This is a genomic window from Clostridium cadaveris (genome assembly GCF_020911725.1).
In the GTDB taxonomy this organism is placed as follows: Bacteria; Bacillota; Clostridia; order Clostridiales; family Clostridiaceae; genus Clostridium_X; species Clostridium_X cadaveris.
This window is the reverse complement of sequence record NZ_CP076620.1, coordinates 2,152,891-2,172,624: the sequence shown is the minus strand read 5'-3', so window position 1 is coordinate 2,172,624 and position 19,734 is coordinate 2,152,891. Positions and strand designations below refer to the sequence as shown.

At 32.2% G+C, this 19,734-nt stretch carries 17 protein-coding genes; 14 read left to right on the top strand and 3 right to left on the bottom strand.

Annotation, left to right across the window (positions count from 1 at the left end):
* Nucleotides 1-19: 19 nt before the first annotated feature.
* Complete coding sequence (locus KQH81_RS10255) at nt 20-1,210, bottom strand: MalY/PatB family protein (protein WP_027640035.1); 1,191 nt, start codon at nt 1,208-1,210, stop codon at nt 20-22.
* Between the two features lie 196 nt (nt 1,211-1,406).
* On the opposite strand from KQH81_RS10255, the gene KQH81_RS10250 reads away from it, so the two are divergent.
* The 7 genes from KQH81_RS10250 (at nt 1,407) to KQH81_RS10220 (ending at nt 9,926) form a co-directional block, all read left to right on the top strand.
* Entirely contained in the window at nt 1,407-1,895 is a 489-nt protein-coding gene (locus tag KQH81_RS10250) for a MarR family winged helix-turn-helix transcriptional regulator (protein WP_027640034.1), read from the top strand.
* Between the two features lie 409 nt (nt 1,896-2,304).
* Entirely contained in the window at nt 2,305-5,697 is a 3,393-nt protein-coding gene (locus KQH81_RS10245; protein WP_168972335.1) for a M14 family metallopeptidase, read from the top strand.
* Between the two features lie 50 nt (nt 5,698-5,747).
* Nucleotides 5,748-6,446: a DUF969 domain-containing protein gene (locus KQH81_RS10240; protein WP_027640033.1), complete on the top strand. Its 699-nt coding sequence runs from the start codon at nt 5,748-5,750 to the stop codon at nt 6,444-6,446.
* Nucleotides 6,446-7,417, top strand: coding sequence for a DUF979 domain-containing protein (locus KQH81_RS10235; RefSeq protein ID WP_035771321.1), 972 nt, complete (start codon nt 6,446-6,448; stop codon nt 7,415-7,417). The genes KQH81_RS10240 and KQH81_RS10235 overlap by 1 nt, the downstream gene beginning before the upstream one ends.
* A gap of 279 nt (nt 7,418-7,696) precedes the next feature.
* On the top strand, nt 7,697-8,530 hold the full coding sequence (locus tag KQH81_RS10230; protein WP_027640031.1) for a deoxyribonuclease IV: 834 nt from the start codon (nt 7,697-7,699) through the stop codon (nt 8,528-8,530).
* A gap of 32 nt (nt 8,531-8,562) precedes the next feature.
* A complete protein-coding gene (locus tag KQH81_RS10225; RefSeq protein WP_035771320.1) occupies nt 8,563-9,048 on the top strand; it encodes an acetyltransferase in 486 nt (161 codons plus the stop codon).
* Between the two features lie 155 nt (nt 9,049-9,203).
* Nucleotides 9,204-9,926 (top strand): nitrite reductase, encoded by a 723-nt coding sequence (locus tag KQH81_RS10220; RefSeq protein WP_099335620.1) that lies wholly within the window; start codon nt 9,204-9,206, stop codon nt 9,924-9,926.
* 216 nt (nt 9,927-10,142) lie between these two features.
* Here the strand turns inward: KQH81_RS10220 and KQH81_RS10215 are convergent, their stop codons facing one another.
* Nucleotides 10,143-10,304: a spore coat protein gene (locus tag KQH81_RS10215; protein WP_230028206.1), complete on the bottom strand. Its 162-nt coding sequence runs from the start codon at nt 10,302-10,304 to the stop codon at nt 10,143-10,145.
* 12 nt (nt 10,305-10,316) lie between these two features.
* Nucleotides 10,317-10,502, bottom strand: coding sequence for a hypothetical protein (locus tag KQH81_RS10210; RefSeq protein ID WP_027640028.1), 186 nt, complete (start codon nt 10,500-10,502; stop codon nt 10,317-10,319).
* 155 nt (nt 10,503-10,657) lie between these two features.
* On the opposite strand from KQH81_RS10210, the gene KQH81_RS10205 reads away from it, so the two are divergent.
* The 7 genes from KQH81_RS10205 (at nt 10,658) to KQH81_RS10175 (ending at nt 19,708) form a co-directional block, all read left to right on the top strand.
* A complete protein-coding gene (locus tag KQH81_RS10205) occupies nt 10,658-11,329 on the top strand; it encodes a manganese catalase family protein (protein ID WP_099335619.1) in 672 nt (223 codons plus the stop codon).
* 310 nt (nt 11,330-11,639) lie between these two features.
* Nucleotides 11,640-13,421, top strand: coding sequence for a sigma-54 interaction domain-containing protein (locus tag KQH81_RS10200; RefSeq protein ID WP_027640026.1), 1,782 nt, complete (start codon nt 11,640-11,642; stop codon nt 13,419-13,421).
* Between the two features lie 213 nt (nt 13,422-13,634).
* Nucleotides 13,635-14,834 carry a diaminopropionate ammonia-lyase gene (gene dpaL, locus KQH81_RS10195; protein ID WP_230028205.1) on the top strand — a complete coding sequence of 400 codons (1,200 nt, stop codon included), beginning with the start codon at nt 13,635-13,637 and terminating at the stop codon, nt 14,832-14,834.
* A 21-nt stretch (nt 14,835-14,855) separates the two neighbouring features.
* On the top strand, nt 14,856-16,037 hold the full coding sequence (locus tag KQH81_RS10190) for a YgeY family selenium metabolism-linked hydrolase (protein ID WP_027640024.1): 1,182 nt from the start codon (nt 14,856-14,858) through the stop codon (nt 16,035-16,037).
* A 137-nt stretch (nt 16,038-16,174) separates the two neighbouring features.
* Nucleotides 16,175-17,656 (top strand): sodium:solute symporter family protein, encoded by a 1,482-nt coding sequence (locus KQH81_RS10185; RefSeq protein WP_027640023.1) that lies wholly within the window; start codon nt 16,175-16,177, stop codon nt 17,654-17,656.
* Between the two features lie 70 nt (nt 17,657-17,726).
* On the top strand, nt 17,727-19,331 hold the full coding sequence (locus KQH81_RS10180) for an N-acyl-D-amino-acid deacylase family protein (RefSeq protein ID WP_230028203.1): 1,605 nt from the start codon (nt 17,727-17,729) through the stop codon (nt 19,329-19,331).
* On the top strand, nt 19,331-19,708 hold the full coding sequence (locus KQH81_RS10175; RefSeq protein ID WP_027640021.1) for a RidA family protein: 378 nt from the start codon (nt 19,331-19,333) through the stop codon (nt 19,706-19,708). Before KQH81_RS10180 ends, KQH81_RS10175 begins: the two co-directional genes overlap by 1 nt.
* Nucleotides 19,709-19,734 lie beyond the last annotated feature (26 nt).

Below are 19,734 nucleotides of genomic sequence, written 5' to 3'. Positions count from 1 at the left end.
ATCTCCTTTATTTAATTATTTATTTGCAATATTGAGTTTTTAGAGCAAGTTTGATATTTTCTACAGCTTTCTTTACGATGTCAGGATGTGTTCCCATGTTAAGTCTAATGAAACCTTTCCAATTTTCTCCGAACCATTCACCATAGTCTACAGCTAATCTGCATTTGTTTTGAGTGAAATCCTTTATGTTTTCTAAAGGCACATAAGCTCTTAAATCCATAAATACTAAATAAGTTCCTTCTAATGGAGCTATATAAACTTCAGGGAATTCTTTCATCTGCTCTTTTACATAATTGTAGTTGCTGTAAATAACATCAAGAACTTCACCTCTCCATTCTGAGCCATAGCGGTATGCTGCTTCTGCAGCAGTTATTCCAAAAACATTTACTTCAACTTGAGCTACCTTTTTTATGTATTCATCATATATTGCCCTCTTTTCAGGACAAGAGATTATAATATTGGAAGTAAGACAAGTAGCAAGGTTAAATGTCTTAGATGGTGCATTACATGTAATAATATCGTCCATATATTTTCCATTAGCTATAGTAGCACTAGGAATATGTTTGCATCCTGGTGCAGTTATATCTTGATGAATTTCATCGGAAACAACTAATACATTATGCTTTTTACAGATAGCTAGCATCCTTTCAAGCTCTTCGCTTGTCCAAACTCTTCCTGCAGGATTATGAGGAGAACATAATATAAACATTTTAACATCATTTTCAATTATTTTTGTTTCAAATTTTTCATAATTAACTGTGAATTGTCCCTTAGAGTAATTTAAATCACAAGTAACAAGTTTGCGGTTGTTATCCTTTACGCAGTTGTGGAAAGGATAATATACTGGTGTTAGAATTATTACTGAATCGTTTTCTTTGGTAAACATATTTACAAACCAGTATAATGCTGCAACTATACCTGGTGTAATACGAATCCATTCTTTTTTTGGTTGAAAGCCATGATGCTCATTTTCCCAGTTGATAAAGGATTCATAGTAAGAATCAGGAACATATGAGTATCCATAAATTCCATGTTGAACACGATGGATTAACGCATCAATAATAGGTTGAGCTGTTTTGAATTCCATATCTGCTACCCACATAGATATTAGATCAGGATCTCCAAAACGAGCGTCTAAGGCATCCCATTTTAATGAGTTAGTTCCTTTCCTACTAATATAATATTTTTCGCAAAATTCTTTTACTGACATTTTCAAAACCCCTTTTTTAAAAAAATATAGTTTAACCGCTAAACAATTTACAATATTAATCTACAATAAATTCATAAATATGTCAATGAATTTATAAAAATAATTTAGATACTAAACAATAAATGACGTAAATACTTTTGTTTGAAAATAATCTATTTATATGACATAATTAACATTGACGAAATGAGGGATAAGAATGGATATAAAAGATCAAAACAATTTAAATGAGAAATTTCATGAATTAAATGATAGACATAATAATATTTACCAATTTGTTATGCTATATAATGATTATATTGTTTCTACCCATGATTATGGAATTGGTCAAGTAGTTTCTATGACTGAAGCACATATTCTTACATATATAGAAGAAAATCCAGGAACTACAATAACGAATTTAGCAAAGTACTGGAATAAAACTAAGGGAGCTTTGTCCCAGACTGTAAGTAAGCTTGTAGATAAGGGGTTAGTATATAGGCACAAAACTGAAAATAATGCAAAAACCGTATTACTATTTGTAACAGAAGATGGATTAAAATTAAGTAAGGCACATAAACTTTACGATACAATAGACATTGCGAAAACTTTAGATGATTTGCTTAAAGAATGTACTATAGAGGAAATAGAATCATTTTATAAGGTTATTGAAGTATACATTAAGCTTTTAAAGAATGGGTTTAAATAAATAATCCTGTGATGTTTTAAAAAGGATATTAAATAAATTAATATTGCTTCTATAATTTAACAGATATAATTATAGAAGTCTTTTGATTTCAAAATTAATTTTTAATAAAATTAAAAATTTTATAGTATCTATAGATAGTGCAAAAGTATTATTATAAATTTGAGGATGTTTTTTTTGGATTATTATCAGAAAAATCCCTATTCAGTTGACAAAATATTTATGCGTTATTATAATTAATAAAAAAGAATTTTAAGAAGATTTTTTTAGTTGGGAGAGTATTCACTTTGGATTAAAGTTCTGAATATTTGTGCAACGTTTTTTTAGTAAGATTAATTAGTTATGTAAGTCTCAAAACATTAAAAAATAAATATTGGTGGTGATTGCAATTAATATTATAAATCAAGTAAAAATGATTATAAAAGATTATGCGACTATAGAGGAAAAGAAACTAGCCGTTGAATTGGCAGGACTTATAGGATTCCATTCTGTATCCATAGAGTTTCCTGTAACGACTGATTGTTATGACATACATAAAAAAGATACGATATATTTTATTTTAGGAAAATGTGAAGAAAAGAAAAATATAGTTGTAGATAATAATGATTTCTATATTTATAGTGAAGATAACACATATTGGACAAGTATAAAAAACAGTAATGGAATAGAAGCTGCATTTAAGTTTATAAGTGATAATTTTAATGGTCTTACAAAAGACTTCTCTCAAAATTCTCGAGAAATAGAAATTAAGGATTTTGTTTCATCTACGAAATCAGCTCTTCCAATGAAGCCTCTTTATGATACAGCTAAAAAAGGCCTTGAGTATCTTTTTGAAAAAGATTTTCTTATGAAGGATTGCGACAATGATGGATTGCCAGATAGATTTGATGCCGCTATTACTTTAGATAGTTATGATATTTCTGTGGTAAGAGCAGCCTGTGAATTAAACTGTCGTTTTGGACTTGAGATGGTTACTTCGAATTATCCTGTTCTTTCAGATGATATAGATCTTGATAGAAATACAATTAATTTTACAGCTGAAGGAAGCTGCTCTATTGAGATGGAGGATAGTGTTAGCTTAAATATAAAAGTAAATGGGTCCGGCGATGATTTAATAAGGTTTATTACAAATATATGTTCACATTACCCTATAGCAGGCAACGATGAAAATCACATTGTTGATTTTGTTGATGTAATGAGAGAAAGCTTCGCGATGAAAAACTTAGATGGACAGTTATGTTATCTAGAAGCTAATAAAAAGAAGATAAATAATAATACAACATGCTATTTTTCACCAGATGTTCAAAAAAAATATGAAAAATTAAAAGCCGCTTATCCTGAGGTGGAATTTAAAAAATATATAGATTTTGAAAGCGTTTATGAAAAAGAATTTGATATTCCATGGGAAGTTGATGTGGCAAAGGATATACTTATAGAAAAGCTTTTTCCTGTACTAAATAGTGGCGATATTGTAGAGATATATGGAGCTCTTAGTGAGGATATTGATGCTCGTGTTAAGGTTAAAGAGTTTATCGAAAAAGAAGCGTACAAGAAAGGTGCAAATGTAAGTAATTGTGAAATCATATGTGCCTATAAGCAGGGATTTTCATGGCTTGAGGAGGTAGTAACTCCTAAATTAGCAGATAAAGATATAAAGTCAATGACTGTATATTTTAAACCTTTCATGAAACCAGGGGAAAAGGATTGGGGAGATGTTGATGGACGTTCACCAAGCTATAAAACAGATGGAGATCCTGAAAAATGGTTTGATTTACCACTTAGATATCTTCAAGAATTATATCCTGTAGATGATATAATCTGTGCAAAACTTGGTATAAGTCGAGATGACATACACATGGAGATTTATGAGGGCGATGAAGACATAACATATCTTGTGGAAGCGATTTCTCAAGAGGATAAAAAAGTTTTTTCAGATACTTACAAAGCGGCATACATCGAAAGGCCATATTTAGATATTTTCCCTAATATGGGACTTGTGCACCCATCAACAGGATATATAAAAGCTGTTGTTAATGGAAAAACCATTGTTAATGAAAGAGTAGCAACAGACCTTGAAAGTGTATGGGATATCTATCAAACACGAGTTTTAGGATATTGCAAAGAATTTATAGATAAGCAGTGTGATGGAAAGCCTACAGAAGATATGCAACCTTTCTTTGCACAGATGAAGATGGAAATTGGTCTAAGTGAAACAGAACGTGAACTTGGAACTAGACAGGATTTATTTTCTCCATTAAATGCATTACATGAAGACATTTATTTTGCTGGACTTGATTTCTTCAAGACTTATGGTATGACTACTACAGGTGCAAATTTGGAAGCTCCTGGCCTTATGCTTCCGATAATAGAGCAGAAGGAAGGAAAACCTTATTTTAAATTTACACACTATAAATCACATTCAAATGATCCGTTTATAGATTTTGATGGAAGTATAGTAGAAAGTTCAGTAAAAAAGCAAGATGTGACTATTTATATTGATAAACTCTATGATATTGATAATAAAGTAGGTATGTCTTTTGTTGTTGATTCTAAGGGTAATACAGATAGTTTAGCAGAGTCTATGTCAAATTTAATACACAAATCAATGCTTCAAATAGGTGAGGAACTTTCTGCTTATGGTGAAATTTCAATTAAAACATCAGAAAACCGCAAGGGATTTTCTGCTAAGCTTCCTAAATATACTGAAGAAAGAAAACAGTATATAGATATAGAAGACATTGATATATTGGAAAATCAGCTTATAGGATATGAACAATATATAGAGATAATGGAGCAACTAAAACATGTAAAAGGAATTAAGGTGTTTAAATCTGGACAGACATATCAAGGCAGAGATATTTATACAATAAGAATTTTGCCAGATTTTAAAGGATATGTATCCACTAATAAGCTTATAAACTTAAATCCAACTGAGCTTATTAATTCACGTCACCATGCTAATGAGGTTTCAGCAACTAATGCGGCGTTTATGGTTTTAAAAGAAATTTTGACAAATGAAAAATATAAAGGCCTAGGAAATCGCATGAATTTACTTATAACACCTATGGAAAATGCGGATGGAGCAGCTATACACTATGAACTTCAAAAACAGCATCCTACATGGATATTTCATATAGCTAGATATAATTCTTTAGGAAAAGAGTTTTATCGTGATTATTATGATATTGAAACAATACACACTGAAGCATATGCTGTTAGAAGGCTTTATTATAGATGGCTTCCTGACGTTTTTGTAGATAATCATGGAGTTCCATCTCATGAGTGGGAACAGCAATTTGCTGGATATACTTCACCTTGGTTTAAGGGATTCTGGCTTCCACGTGCATTGCTATATGGATATTATTGGTATAATACCGATGAATGCTATAAAAACAACAAGAAACTTAATGAGCAGCTTGCCGATGCAATTGCAGATTCTTTAATAGATGACAATGAAATTCAAGAGTGGAATATGGATTGGAAGAATCGTCATGAAAAATATGCTCATAGGTGGATGCCAAAGCTTTTTCCGGCAGATTACTATAAAAATATGATAAATTATTGGGTGCCTTCATCCTATAATCCTAAGCATGGATATATGGCAGTGAGATTTCCGTGGATTACAGCTATTTCTTTTACATCTGAAGTAGCTGATGAAACAGCACAAGATGAGTACCTTTATCTTTGTGCAAGAACTCATAAAATGCATACTCTTGCAGGTATTGATATGATTCTTAACTCAAGGTGTGTTTATGAAAAATCTTCCCTTAAATATATACGTAATCGTCCCCCTGTCCTAGAGTAAGTTATCTAATTTATAATTTTATATAAAAAAAATTAAAAGGAGTGAAAGAAATGATAAAACTTTTAGGTGTCTTAATTGTTATTATTGGTTTTGCAATCAAAATGAACCCAATATCAATCATTATGGCAGCGGCACTTGTTACATCAATTACTGGAGGTCTTGGAATAGCAGGACTACTTGAGAATTTAGGTAATGCTTTTATAGCAAATAGAAGCATGTGTATTTTCATAATTGTAATGATAGCAACAGGTACTCTTGAGCGTAATGGATTAAAAGAGGCGGCAGCAAATCTTATTTCAAAGGCTAAAAATGCTACATCAGGTCTTGTAATAGCATTTTATGGACTAATGAGAGTTGTATTTGCAGCATTTAATGTAGGTTTTGGAGGAGTTGCAGGTTTTGTTCGTCCTGTAATCATGCCTATGACAATAGGTGCAATAGAAGCGACAGGTAATGAGCCTAATGAAGAACACGTTGATGCAATCAAAGGTATGAGTGCAGGTATGGAAAATATCACATGGTTCTTTGGACAAGTATTGTTCGTAGGTGGTTCTGGAGCAATTTTAGTGCAATCAACTTTAGCAGAACTAGGTTATAATGTAGAACTTATTGATCTTGCAAAAGTACAAATTCCAGTAGCCGTATTTGCAACAGTTTTAGCTTCAATTTACTATTATCTAGAAGATAAAAAATTATTTAAGAAATACTACGGATCTAAGGAAACTCTTAGTGTAAAGGGGGGTAAATAATGTTTAGTTATTTTGGACAATTATCACTTAGTAATAAACTTTTAGAAATACTTTATATAATCATGGGTTTTATAGCTCTTTACACAGGAATCAAAAATGCTAAAGATAAAGGTAACCCTCATAGACTAGGCACAGCAGTATTTTGGTGTTCACTAGCTATTATATTTATTATTGGTAAACCTATCTCAACAATTGTTGTAGACAAAGTTAATGTAGGAAAGATGATAATTGGAGGACTTGTTGTTATTATGGCCGCTCCAGCTATGCTTAATAAAGTTAGCAAAGGTACTTGGAATGTTCCTACAGCTGAAGAATCAAAACAGAATTATAATAAAATAGGAATGAAAATATTTATACCTGCTCTTGCAATAGGATGTTGTGCCCTTGCATTTGCATTATTTACAAAGATCAGTGCTCTTGTAGGAGTGGGAGTAGGAGTTTTGGTTTCTGTTGTTCTTATGATGATTTTTTCAAAAGACAATACACCAAAAGTCTTTATTGATGATTCAAGAAGACTTCTTGATACTGTTGGAGCGTTCAGTATGCTTCCTATGCTTTTAGGAGCATTAGGTGCTATATTTACTTCAGCAGGTGTAGGACAAGTTATCGCTGATCTAGTAGGAAAGGTAGTACCATCAGGAAATATGACAGTAGGTATCATAATATATGCTATTGCAATGGCTTTATTCACAATGATCATGGGTAATGCTTTTGCAGCTATCACAGTTATTACAGTAGGAATAGGTGCTCCATTTGTTCTTGCATTAGGTGCAGATCCTGTTATAGTTGGATCTCTTGCACTTACATGTGGTTATTGTGGAACATTATGTACACCTATGGCTGCAAACTTTAACCTTACATCTGTTGCAATTCTTGAAATGAAGGATGATTATGGAGTAATTAAAAAGCAACTATTACCTGCAATTTGTATTTTAATATTCCAAATAGTATATATGTTAATTGCAGCTTAATGAATAAAATACGTATTTCAAATTTACCATACTTTATATAAAATATTGATTAGGTTTATTTAAATCTCTGTGGCAATTATGCCATGGAGATTTTTTTATAATATTTAGAGAACAAGGAAATAAACATAAAGAAAATCTTATTATAATCTAATTTTTATTAAATAATAGAAATTATCCGTTGCATAAAATATAGTTAATATAGTATTATTTATATATGAAAAATAACATTTTTATATGTTTCAAATAATAAACTTTAGATATAAATATGGAGGAAAAGTAATGTTAAATATAGGATGTCACTTATCAACTACAAAAGGATTTGAGAATATGGGTAAAGAAGCACTTCAAATAAATGCAAACACCTTTCAATTCTTCACACGTAATCCAAGAGGAGGAAAAGCAAAGGATATAGATGAGTCTGATATAGAAGCTCTTAAAGAAATTATGAAAGAAAATAAATTTGCTAAGCTTTTAGCCCATGCTCCTTATACGTTAAATGCATGTTCAGCAGATGAAAGAACTAGGGAATTTGCTGTGGAAACCATGGCTGATGATTTAGCTAGAATGGAATACCTGCCAAATAATCTCTATAATTTTCATCCAGGAAGCCATGTAAAGCAGGGAGTAGACATAGGAATAAACTATATTGTAGATATGCTAAATATTGTTATAAAGCCAGAGCAAACTACAAAAGTGCTTTTAGAAACAATGGCTGGAAAGGGCTCAGAGGTTGGAAGAAGTTTTGAAGAGATTGCTGAAATCATAGATAGAGTAAATCTTAAGGATCATATGGGTGTATGTCTTGACACATGCCACGTTTATGATGCAGGCTATGACATAGTAAATGATTTAGATGGAGTTTTAGAAGAGTTTGATAGAATTATAGGTCTATCTAGACTTCAGGCTATTCACTTAAATGATAGCAAAAATCCTTTTGAAAGCCATAAGGATAGACATGAAAAAATAGGGGAAGGTTCATTAGGACTTGAAGCAATAACAAGGATTATAAATCATCCAAAACTAAAACATCTTCCATTCTTTTTAGAGACACCAAATGAGCTTGAGGGTTATGGAAAAGAGATAGAAATATTAAGAAATGTGTATAAGGATTAAAATTTATAATGGTTTTAGGAGGAGAAATTAAGATGAACATTAGAAATGCAGCAACTGAAGATATAAATCAGTTATTAGAAATATATTCATATGCAAAGCGTGTTCAATGTGAAACTGGGAATCCTAATCAATGGCTAAATGGATATCCAAAGAGGGAACTTATAGAAGAAGATATTCTAAATAATATATGCTATGTAATAGAAGAAGATAAGAATATAGTAGGAGTCTTTGTTTTTATTGTGGGAGAGGATCCAACCTATAAGGTTATTACCTGCGGAAAATGGATAAATGATAAACCTTATGGAACAATTCATAGAATTGCAAGCAGCGGTGAGAAAAAAGGTATTTTTGATGAATGTGTTAAATGGTGCTTTAAAAAATGCGGAAATCTTAGAATAGATACTCACGAAGATAACAAGATAATGCAGAATATTTTATGTAAAAATGGTTTTGAATATTGTGGTCAGATTACCGTTGAAGACGGAAGTCCACGAAGGGCTTATCAGAAAATAAAATAGCTAAAAAATACCTCATTGATTTAATTCGATGAGGTATTCTATTTTATAAAATTATCATGTATAGGTAATTACATATTATTATCATAATATATTTATATAGGTTTCTGACAAATATATGATATATAATAGGGTTGGAAATATTAAGAGGTGATATAATGAATAGAAAATTTAGTAATGAAGAAAAATTAAGCTTAAAGAAAAAAGGTATAATAAATCAAAAACAGGAAGATTTTTATGTTTTTAGATTTTTAAGTGATGTAGGGTATTTTAAAGCTAGTGAGATGAGAGATCTAGCAAAAATAGCCGAAACTTATGGAAATGGCGAGATAAGTCTTACGAGCAGACTTACTATTGAAATACCTTTTATAAAAGAAGAAGATATAGAAGAAGTTATTAAATTTGCCAAGGAGAGAAATCTTAGAATAGGCGGAGCCGGCAATACTGTAAGGGCAATCATTTCATGTAAAGGTACTGTATGCAAACATGGACTTATAGATACTAGAGCATTAGCAAAATCAATAGAAAATGACTTTTTAGGTATGAAGGTTCCAGGAAAATTTAAGATAGGAGTATTTGGATGTATAAATAGCTACGGAAAAGCTCAAAGTAATGATTTTTCTGTTATGCCATCTTATAATGCAGAAAAAAATGAAATGGAATTTATGATTTTCTTAGGAGGACGTTCTGGTAGAAAAGCTAGAAAAGCTAATCCAATGGATAGAAAATTTAAAGAAGAAGATATAAAAAAACTTATAAAAATAGCCATTGAATACTACAATGAAAAGGCAGAGGGTAAAGAAAGATTTGCAGAAATCATAGAGAGACTAGGAGAGCAAAAGGTAGAAAATGACATAATACATAAGTTGCATAATATATAATATAATTTATTAAAAATTAATTTATATGATTTTTATATCATATCTTTTAAGATTTTAAGTCTATTTTAAATTTAACAAAGCCGTAAGATTTTTTAATAAATCTTACGACTCCATCTTATGTTAAGTAAATTAATCTTGAGACAATTGAAGCTTAACTGTAGCAATTTCTTCAGAAGTCGCTTGTTGAGCAGGAATATAATATGTTTTATTCTTTGCTTATTTGAATAAAGCATATTGACGAATTTCGTCTTGATTTCTCATTCCCTGAATTGTTTGACGAAGTTGCTCATTTTCAGTTTGAGCAATTATGCTACCATAAGCAGATATACTAGAATTTATTTCAGCCATGTAATCATTAATCATTTCTTTTTCATTCATAATATATTCCTCCTAATTTAGAAATCCCATTAAGGTATCTTTACTTCTTTTAGCACCCTGAGCATCTTTTTCTAGCATTTGTTTAAGGTTAGAATCAGTGCATTGTTGGGAATAGAAAGTTAGTTTCTTTTCAATATTAGAATGAGCACTTATTAAATGACGTAAGTTTTGTAACTCTAATTCATTTAAGTTAGACATATAATCATCTTCCTAATTAAATTTTAATATTAGTCACAATATTTGAAATAAACATATAAATTATACGTGGATTTTATATTTATATAGTGCATATTAATTCTAATAATATGAAATAATAGACTTAAAATTATGTTTATTAACAAGGAGGAAAGAGTATGTTTGAACACAAAAAGCAGTTATTGCATGAAGTAAAAGTAGAAAAACCTAATCCCCAATATGCTGTGTTAATGCAAGAGCAATTAGGTGGAGGTAATGGAGAATTAAAGGCAGCAATGCAATATATTTCTCAAAGCTTTAGAATTAAAGATCCAGAAATAAAGGATTTATTTTTAGATATTGGTGCGGAAGAATTAAGTCATATGGAAATGGTTGCACAAACAATAAATTTGTTAAATGGTCATGATGTAAATAATAATGATGTTAAAAATGGAGAAATTCAAACTCATGTACAATGTGGATTATCTCCAGTATTAATTAATTCATCAGGAGCTCCATGGACTGCAGATTATGTAACAGTAACAGGTGATCTAGTTGCTGACTTATTATCGAATATAGCATCAGAACAAAGAGCAAAAGTTGTATATGAATATTTATATAGACAGATTGAAGACAAGGAAGTACGAGCAACTATAGATTTTTTGCTCAATAGGGAAGAAGCTCATAATGCTTTATTTAGAGAAGCACTTAATAAGATTCAAAAGAGTGGTTCAAATAAAGATTTTGGAGTTACAGAGGACTCTAAACTTTATTTCAATTTATCAAATCCAGGACCTTCTCATGAAGCTCCTAATCCAACACCCCCTTCATTTGAAAATCCAAGAAGATAAAATTGGTCAATTTTTATATATTATTAGATTAAAAAAACACTTTATATTCAGAAAGAATTGATGTGGTTTCCAAAAGTTAGACTTGATAGGCGAGACAGTTTAGGCTGCCTCGTTTGATTCCTTTCTTACACATATCCATAAATTGAAGATTGAACATTTGCATGATTCTAATAATTAGCAAATATAAATTTTTTAAGTTTACAAATGGGAAATTTGGAGTCTTAAGAGTTCGAATTTGTGATATAATTAATTATTAAAAAAATAGATATATACATAAAAATTATAATGGGAAAGCTAGAAAGGAGAAATCATGGCTAGTATACTTCTTGAAATCCAGGAAACTGTAATGAAATATGCTGATATAATGTCAAAAATAGCTCAAGTTGAGGTAGAGGTTGTTGATAAAAATCTATTTCGTGTAGCTGGAACAGGTATTTTTCAAAAGCATATAAACGAAGATATGTCAGCTGAAGGATATGTGTACAAGCATCTTATGATTACAGGAAATACAGAGATAATATACAATCCTGGTAAGGAAGCTCTTTGTCAGAAATGTCCTAAGCGTGATACATGTAAAGAAGAAATAGAAATTTCAATGCCATTGAGACTAGGTGGAGAGATTATAGGAGCTATAGGCCTTGTAGGAAGTACAAAAGAACAAAAGGAACTTATTCTATCAAAAGAATCTATGTATTTGGAACTTTTATCACAGATTGCAGATTTCATTGCGGTAAAGGCTGCCGAAGTTACGGAGATGAAGAAAAGAGCTGTTATTCTTAATGCCCTTGATTGTGTCATAAATCATATTGAGCGTGGAATAATAATCTTTGGTAATGATAATGTAATAACTATGGCTAATGATTCTGCTAAACGTCAGCTTGCAATGGATAAACTTGAAGGAAGTATAGCAACAGTAACTCCTACTGGGGATAATCTTAATCGTCAAAATGAGTACATAATGCTGCTTAAAGAAAAAGAATATTACATAATGGGACACTTATATGACCTTAATAAAGAGCCTCAGAGATATTCAAAAGTCCTTATATTTGATAGTATAAGAGATCTTCAAGAAAAATATTATGAAATAACTAGTACAATAAATCCAATGAGCTCTTTTAATATAATAGGTGTCAGTCCGCAGACAATACATATGCAGAAGGAAATAAAAAAAGTCGCTAAAAGTACGTCTACAGTTTTGATAACAGGAGAAAGCGGTACGGGAAAAGAAATGGTTGCAACTGCTATATGGAAAGCAAGCAGTAGAAAAGATAATAGGTTTGTCGCCATAAACTGTGGTGCTATACCAGAGCCTCTTTTAGAATCTGAGCTTTTTGGATATGTAAAAGGGGCATTCTCAGGAGCTGATCCTAATGGTCGTATGGGGAAATTTGAACTTGCCAACAAAGGAGTAATCTTCCTTGATGAAATAGGGGATATGCCGCTGTATCTTCAAGTTAAACTTTTAAGAGTATTGCAAGAAAGAAAAATTATACGTATAGGCTCCAATCAAGTAATACCTATAGATGTACGTGTAATTGCGGCAACAAACAAAGATTTAAAGGAAATGATGGCTGCAAATAAATTTAGAGAGGATTTGTATTATAGATTAAATGTAATTCCTCTTAAAATAGCACCTCTCCGTGAAAGACGAGAGGACATAAAAGAACTCGTTTATTTCTTTGCTAAACGTTATGCAAAACTTTTCGGGAAGAATTTGAGAAGAATATCTGAAGAAACTATGGATTATCTCTATAATTATCCATGGTATGGAAATGTTAGAGAGCTAGAAAATACCATGGAATTTATGATAAATATGATGGAAAATGAAGGAATATTAGATACAAAAACTCTCCCTGACAATTTCTTTGAAGAGGCTAGGGAGGAAACTAAAGAATCTATAGATGTATCCTATGAAACAGTTAGAAGCCTAAAGGAACTGGAAAAGGAAGAAATACTTAAAGCTATAAGACTTTATGGAAGTGATACTGAAGGGAAAAAGAAAGCGGCAAAGTCTCTTGGAATAGGACTTGCAACTTTGTATCGCAAACTAGAAGAATATTCTCAAAATGATAAAAAAGCATTCTCAAAATGATAATTTTTCTCAAAATGATAATAGATAAAAGTATTGAAATTTAAAGGTAAAGAATTCAATACTTTTATTTTTTTATAAAAAATCCTTTATGAATCTATTGAAATTAAGGTCTTTGCCATGATAGAAATAAACAACTTCTAATTTAAATGATTTTGGCACAACAATTGCTATTAATATAAGCGTAAACAAATTCACTAAGGAAAGGAAATTGAAATGAAAGAAGAATTTAAACTTGTTCAATTCGAACGAAAAAAAGGAAGCAAATATAACTTAGATTTTTTAAGCCTTGAACATGCTAAGAAAGTTCAAAATTTTCATGCAAGCTTCCCAGTATATGAATTTACACCGCTTGCAGAAATGAAAAATACAGCAAAGGATATGGGTCTTGGAAACGTTTATATAAAAGATGAATCTTATCGTTTTGGGCTTAATGCTTTTAAAGTCTTAGGAGGAAGTTATTCAATAGGAAATTACCTTGCAAATAAGCTTGGAGAAAATATTTCAGATCTTCCATATGAAAAGTTAATCTCTGATGAAATAAGAGAAAGACTTGGAGAAATAACATTTATTACAGCTACAGATGGAAATCATGGTAGAGGTGTTGCGTGGACAGCAAAACAGCTTAGACAAAAATCAGTTGTCTATATGCCAAAAGGAAGTTCCAAAGAGAGACTTAAAAATATACAAGCAGAAGGAGCTGAAGCCTCTATAACAGATCTTAATTATGATGAAGCAGTTCGACTTGCATTTAGTGAAGCACAAAAGAAAGGATGGGTTATGGTACAGGATACAGCCTGGGAAGGTTATGAGGATATTCCAACTTGGATAATCCAAGGCTATGGAACTATGGGTTATGAAGCTTATACACAGCTTAATGAAAAGCCAACTCATATATTCCTTCAAGCAGGAGTTGGTTCTTTTGCAGGAGCTATAACAGGATTTTTTTCATCTATTTATGGAGAAGAAAGACCTATTATAACTATAGTTGAACCAAATAAGGCAGACTGCGTTTTCCGTACAGCAGATGCTAATGATGGAAAACTTCACTTTGTAACAGGTGATATGGATACATTAATGGCAGGACTTGCTTGTGGAGAGCCTTGTAGCATAGGTTGGGAGATTTTAAGAGACTATGCAGACAACTTTATTTCATGTCCTGATTATGCAGCAGCACAAGGAATGAGAATCCTTGGAAATCCATCACATGGAGATAGCAAGGTTATTTCAGGAGAAAGTGGTGCATCAGCTTTTGGATGTGTTGCTGAAATCATGAGAAATCCAGAACTTAAAGAAATAAAAGAAAAACTTAAATTAGATGAAAACTCAAAGGTGTTATTATTCAGCACTGAAGGCGACACAGATGGAGAAAGCTATAAATCAATTGTATGGGATGGAAAATACCAAAGAAAATAATTAATTTAGGAGGTAATAAAAATGGAAAGATCAAGAGAGGAACAAGTAATAGAGTTATGTCAAAAGCTTATAAATGAAAAGAGCTATTCAGGACATGAAGATGGAGTGGTTAGAGTTCTTTCAGAAAGAATGAAGGTCATGGGATTTGATGAAGTTACTGTTGATAAATATGGAAATTTAATAGGATGTATCCGTGGAAATAGACCTGGTAAGAAGATATTATTTGATGGACATATGGACACAGTTCCAGTTACAGAAGAAAATGAATGGATGTATCCTCCTTTTGCAGCAGAAATTCATGATGGAAAGATATATGGAAGAGGCACAACCGATATGAAAGGCTCTCTTTCAGCAATGATTTGCGCAGCATCAGATTTTGCTAATGACAGAAATAAAGATTTTTCAGGTGAAATTTATGTGGCTGGAGTTGTTCATGAAGAATGTTTTGAAGGTGTTGCAGCAAGAGAAATCAGTAAAGCTGTAAATCCTGATTATGTTGTAATTGGGGAAGCATCAACTCTTAATTTAAAAATAGGACAAAGAGGAAGAGCGGAAATTGTAATAGAAACTATCGGAAAACCTTGCCACTCTGCAAATCCTGAGAAAGGAATAAATGCAGTTTATAAGATGGCAAAAGTTATTGAAGCTATACGTACATTAAAACCAACACATCATCCTGTTTTGGGGGACGGTATTTTGGAATTGACAGACATCAAATCAGCTCCATATCCAGGAGCATCAGTAGTTCCAGAATATTGCAGAGCAACTTATGACAGAAGACTTCTTGTAGGAGAGACAAAAGAAAGTGTTCTTGCTCCTATAAATGAACTTCTTAAAAAATTGATGTCTGAAGATCCAGAACTTAAAGTAAAAGCTTATTATGCAGTAGGAAAAGAAGAGTGTCATACAGGAAATGTTATAGAAGGTGAGAGATTCTTCCCAGGTTGGTTATTTGATAAGGATGAGGAATTTGTACAAGCTGTATATGAAAAGCTTAAGGAAAAAGGATTTAGTCCAGAAATAACTCAATATAACTTCTGTACAAATGGAAGCCACTATGCAGGAGAAGCTGGAATTAAGACAATTGGTCTTGGACCATCAAGAGAAAATCTTGCCCATACGTTAAACGAATACATTGAAATAGACCAATTAACTAAAGTGACAGAATGTTACTACGGAGTAATAGAAGCTTTACTTAAATAAAGTAAATTTTTAACTTTAGATGGAGTATTAACTCCATCTAAAAGTTAGAAGTCGTTAATACTCATCTAGAAAGAGGAGGGTATTATAACGGCTAACCATAAGATGAAAATTAATAATTATTTTGGAGGTAGTGTATTATGAGCAGTACACAAATTACAGCACTAGTAATCATTTTATTATATATGGCAGCTACAGTTGCACTTGGTCTTTTTGTATCAAAACGTAAAAAATCTAAAGAGGCTGTAGAAAGCAATGATGATTTTCTTATGGCAGGAAAATCTTTAGGACCTCTAGTACTTGCAGGTACTTTGTTTGCAGCTAATACAGGAGGAGCTAGTACAACAGGTATAGCAACTAATGTTTACAGCTATGGCTTATCTGCATGCTGGTATGTTATTGCATCAGGTATAGGATTCATTTTAGTTTCATTTATAGCTCCATATTTTAGAAAAGCACAGGCTAATACAGTGCCTGAAATTATAAATAAAAGATATGGAAAAGCATCACATATATTTACAGCGTTTACATCTATCGCAGCTCTTTTTATGGCTACTGGAGCTCAGATAATAGCAACTGCTTCTATAATCAATGTTGTTACAGGATTAGAATTTAAAGTTGCCGCTATAATAACTACTGTGGTTGTTATCGTTTATACGATGGTAGGGGGATTTAAGTCTGTTACTGCAGCAAATCTTATGCACGTTTTATTTATTACAGTTGGTATGACAGTAGCTATGTTCATAATGGTAAATAATGATGCTGTTGGAGGGTTTGGAGCTCTATTTGAGAGAGCAAAGGCCATAACAGGAAATGCAGACGGAAATCTTGATCTTTTAAGTATGACTAAAATTGGAATTCCAACTATATTTGGATATATAGCTATGTATTTTATGACTTTCCCTACAGGACAAGAAATAGTTCAAACTTATTGCTCTGCAAAAGACGGAAAATCAGCAAAGCTTGGATCGGTAATTGCTGGTGTTGTATCAGCTGCATATGCTATAGTTCCAGCTATAATCGGTCTTCTAGCATATGTATGTATTGATGGATATGCACTAGGTGGAGCTCAAAAGAATGCTTTAGCAGAAGCTACTATAAGATTTGCACCTCCTGTTGTTGCAGGGATTGTTTTAGCGGCAATAGTTGCAGCAACTATGAGTAGTGCATCAGGTAATATGATAGGTACAGCTACAATGTTTACAAATGACGTATTTAGACCTTATATAAATAAAGGTGTGCATGATGATAAAAAAGAAGTATGGATATCTCGTGTAACAATGGTTGTTGTTGGATTAGTAGGACTTGGAGTTGCATTAAGCGCTCAAAATATAATAAACGTTATGATGGGTGCTTTTGCCCTTAGAAGTGCAGGTCCTTTCGCAGCATTTATTTGCGGTATATTCTATAGGAATGTAACTCAAAGAGCAGGCTTTATTTCAATAGTTACAGGTACAATAGTAGCAGCTATATGGATTTATGGATTTAATACACCTTGGGGACTTAGCGCAATGGTACCTGGTGGTATAGCAGCATTTGCAGTAATCTTTGCTGTGTCAGCTATTGACAGGAAAAACGGAGTTAAGCCAGCACCTGAAATTGAATTTAGTGAGCAAGTGTAATAATGAATTGAATTCTTAACTTCAAGTGGAGTTTTAACTAAATAATTATAATTTGACGGAGGAAAAGAATATGAAAAAATTAATTAAAAATGGACTTGTTGTAGACGGAAGTGGACACAAGGGATTTAAAGCTGATGTATTGATAGACGGAGATAAAATTGAGAAAATCGGAGATATATGTGAGTGCAGTGACATGGAGATTATTGATGCTAAAGGTTTAGTTGTAGCACCTGGTTTTATAGATACACATAGTCACAGTGACCTTCAAATTCTTGTTGATCCAAAGGTAATGCCAAAGGTAATGCAAGGAATCACTACAGAAGTTCTTGGACAAGATGGAATATCTATGGCACCGCTTCCAAAGGAATTTGTAAGCCCATGGAGAAAGAACCTTGCAGGTCTTGATGGTGATACTGATAATATTGATTGGAATTATGAAACAACAGAAAACTATTTGAAGATGATAGAAAATGTAAAGCCAGGTCTAAATGAATGCTATTTAGTACCTCATGGAAATATAAGAATGGAAGCTATGGGTCTTGAAAATCGCCTTCCAAATGAAGAAGACCTAGAAAAAATGCGTCAGATAACACGTAGAGAGATGGAAGCAGGAGCTGTTGGTCTTTCTACAGGATTAATATATATGCCTTGTGCTTATTCAGAATCAAAAGAAATAATTGAAATGTGCAAGATAGTAGCAGAGTATGATGGTATATTTGTAATACATCAAAGAAGTGAAGCTGATACAATACTTGACTCTATGGAAGAGGTTATAAAAATAGGACGTGAATCAGGAGTGAAAATTCACTATTCTCACTTTAAAGTATGTGGTAAAAAGAACTGGGATAAGATAGATAAAGTAGTGGAACTTCTTGAAAAAGCTGAGGCAGAAGGAATTAAGGTATCTTTTGACCAATATCCATACGTTGCAGGAAGTACAATGCTTGGAGTTATACTACCACCATGGGTGCATGATGGAGGTACAAATAAGGTTTTAGAACGTTTAGCAGATAAAGAGCTTAGACGTAAGATGGTTTATGATATTGAACATGGTATTCATGGATGGGATAATTTTGTTGAGTTTGCAGGACTTGATCAAATATTTGTTACAAGTGTAAAGACTGAAAAGAATAAGGATGCTATAGGATTAAGTCTTACAGAGCTTGGAAAGTTGAGAGGAAAAGACCCATATGAAGCTACTTTTGATCTTCTTTATGAAGAGGAAAATGCTGTAGGAATGGTAGATTTTTATGGCACAGAAGAGCACGTTCAACTTTTCATGAAGCGCCCTGAAATGAATGCATGTACAGATGGTCTTTTAGGCGGAAAGCCTCATCCTCGTGTATTTGGTGCATTCCCTAGAATCTTAGGAAAATATGTGAGAGAAGATAAGGCACTTTCATTAGAGGAAGCAGTATATAAGATGACTAAAAAGCCAGCTACTACATTTAATATGACAGGTAGAGGAGAGATTAAAGAAGGAAATTATGCTGATATCTGCATCTTCAATCCTGAAACTGTAATCGACAAGGGAACCTTTACTAAGCCTATACAATATCCTGAAGGAATTGAATATGTAATAATAAATGGTAAGGTAACTGTTGAAAACGGTAAACATACAGAAAATAGAAGTGGTGTTGTACTAAGAAAAAAAGGAAAAGAGGTAATTAAATAATGGCAAAAGAAATAATATTTACAGAAAAAGCACCTAAGGCAGTAGGTCCATATGTACAAGCAATAAAATCTAATGGAATGGTATATTGTTCAGGACAGCTTGGTATAAATCCGGCAGAAGGAAAACTTGTAGATGGAGTAGAGAATCAAGCTCATTTTTCAATGAAAAATCTTGGAGCAATTCTTGAAGCAGCAGGTAGCAGCTATAAAAATATCGTTAAAACTACTATATTTTTAGCTGATATGAATGATTTTGCAGTTGTAAACAAAATTTATGAGTCATACTTTAATGGGGATTTCCCAGCACGTTCATGCTTTCAAGTAGCAAAGCTTCCTTTAGGCGGACTTGTTGAAGTTGAGTGTATTGCAGAGATATAGCTAGTAATAAAAGTGTAATGGGAGAA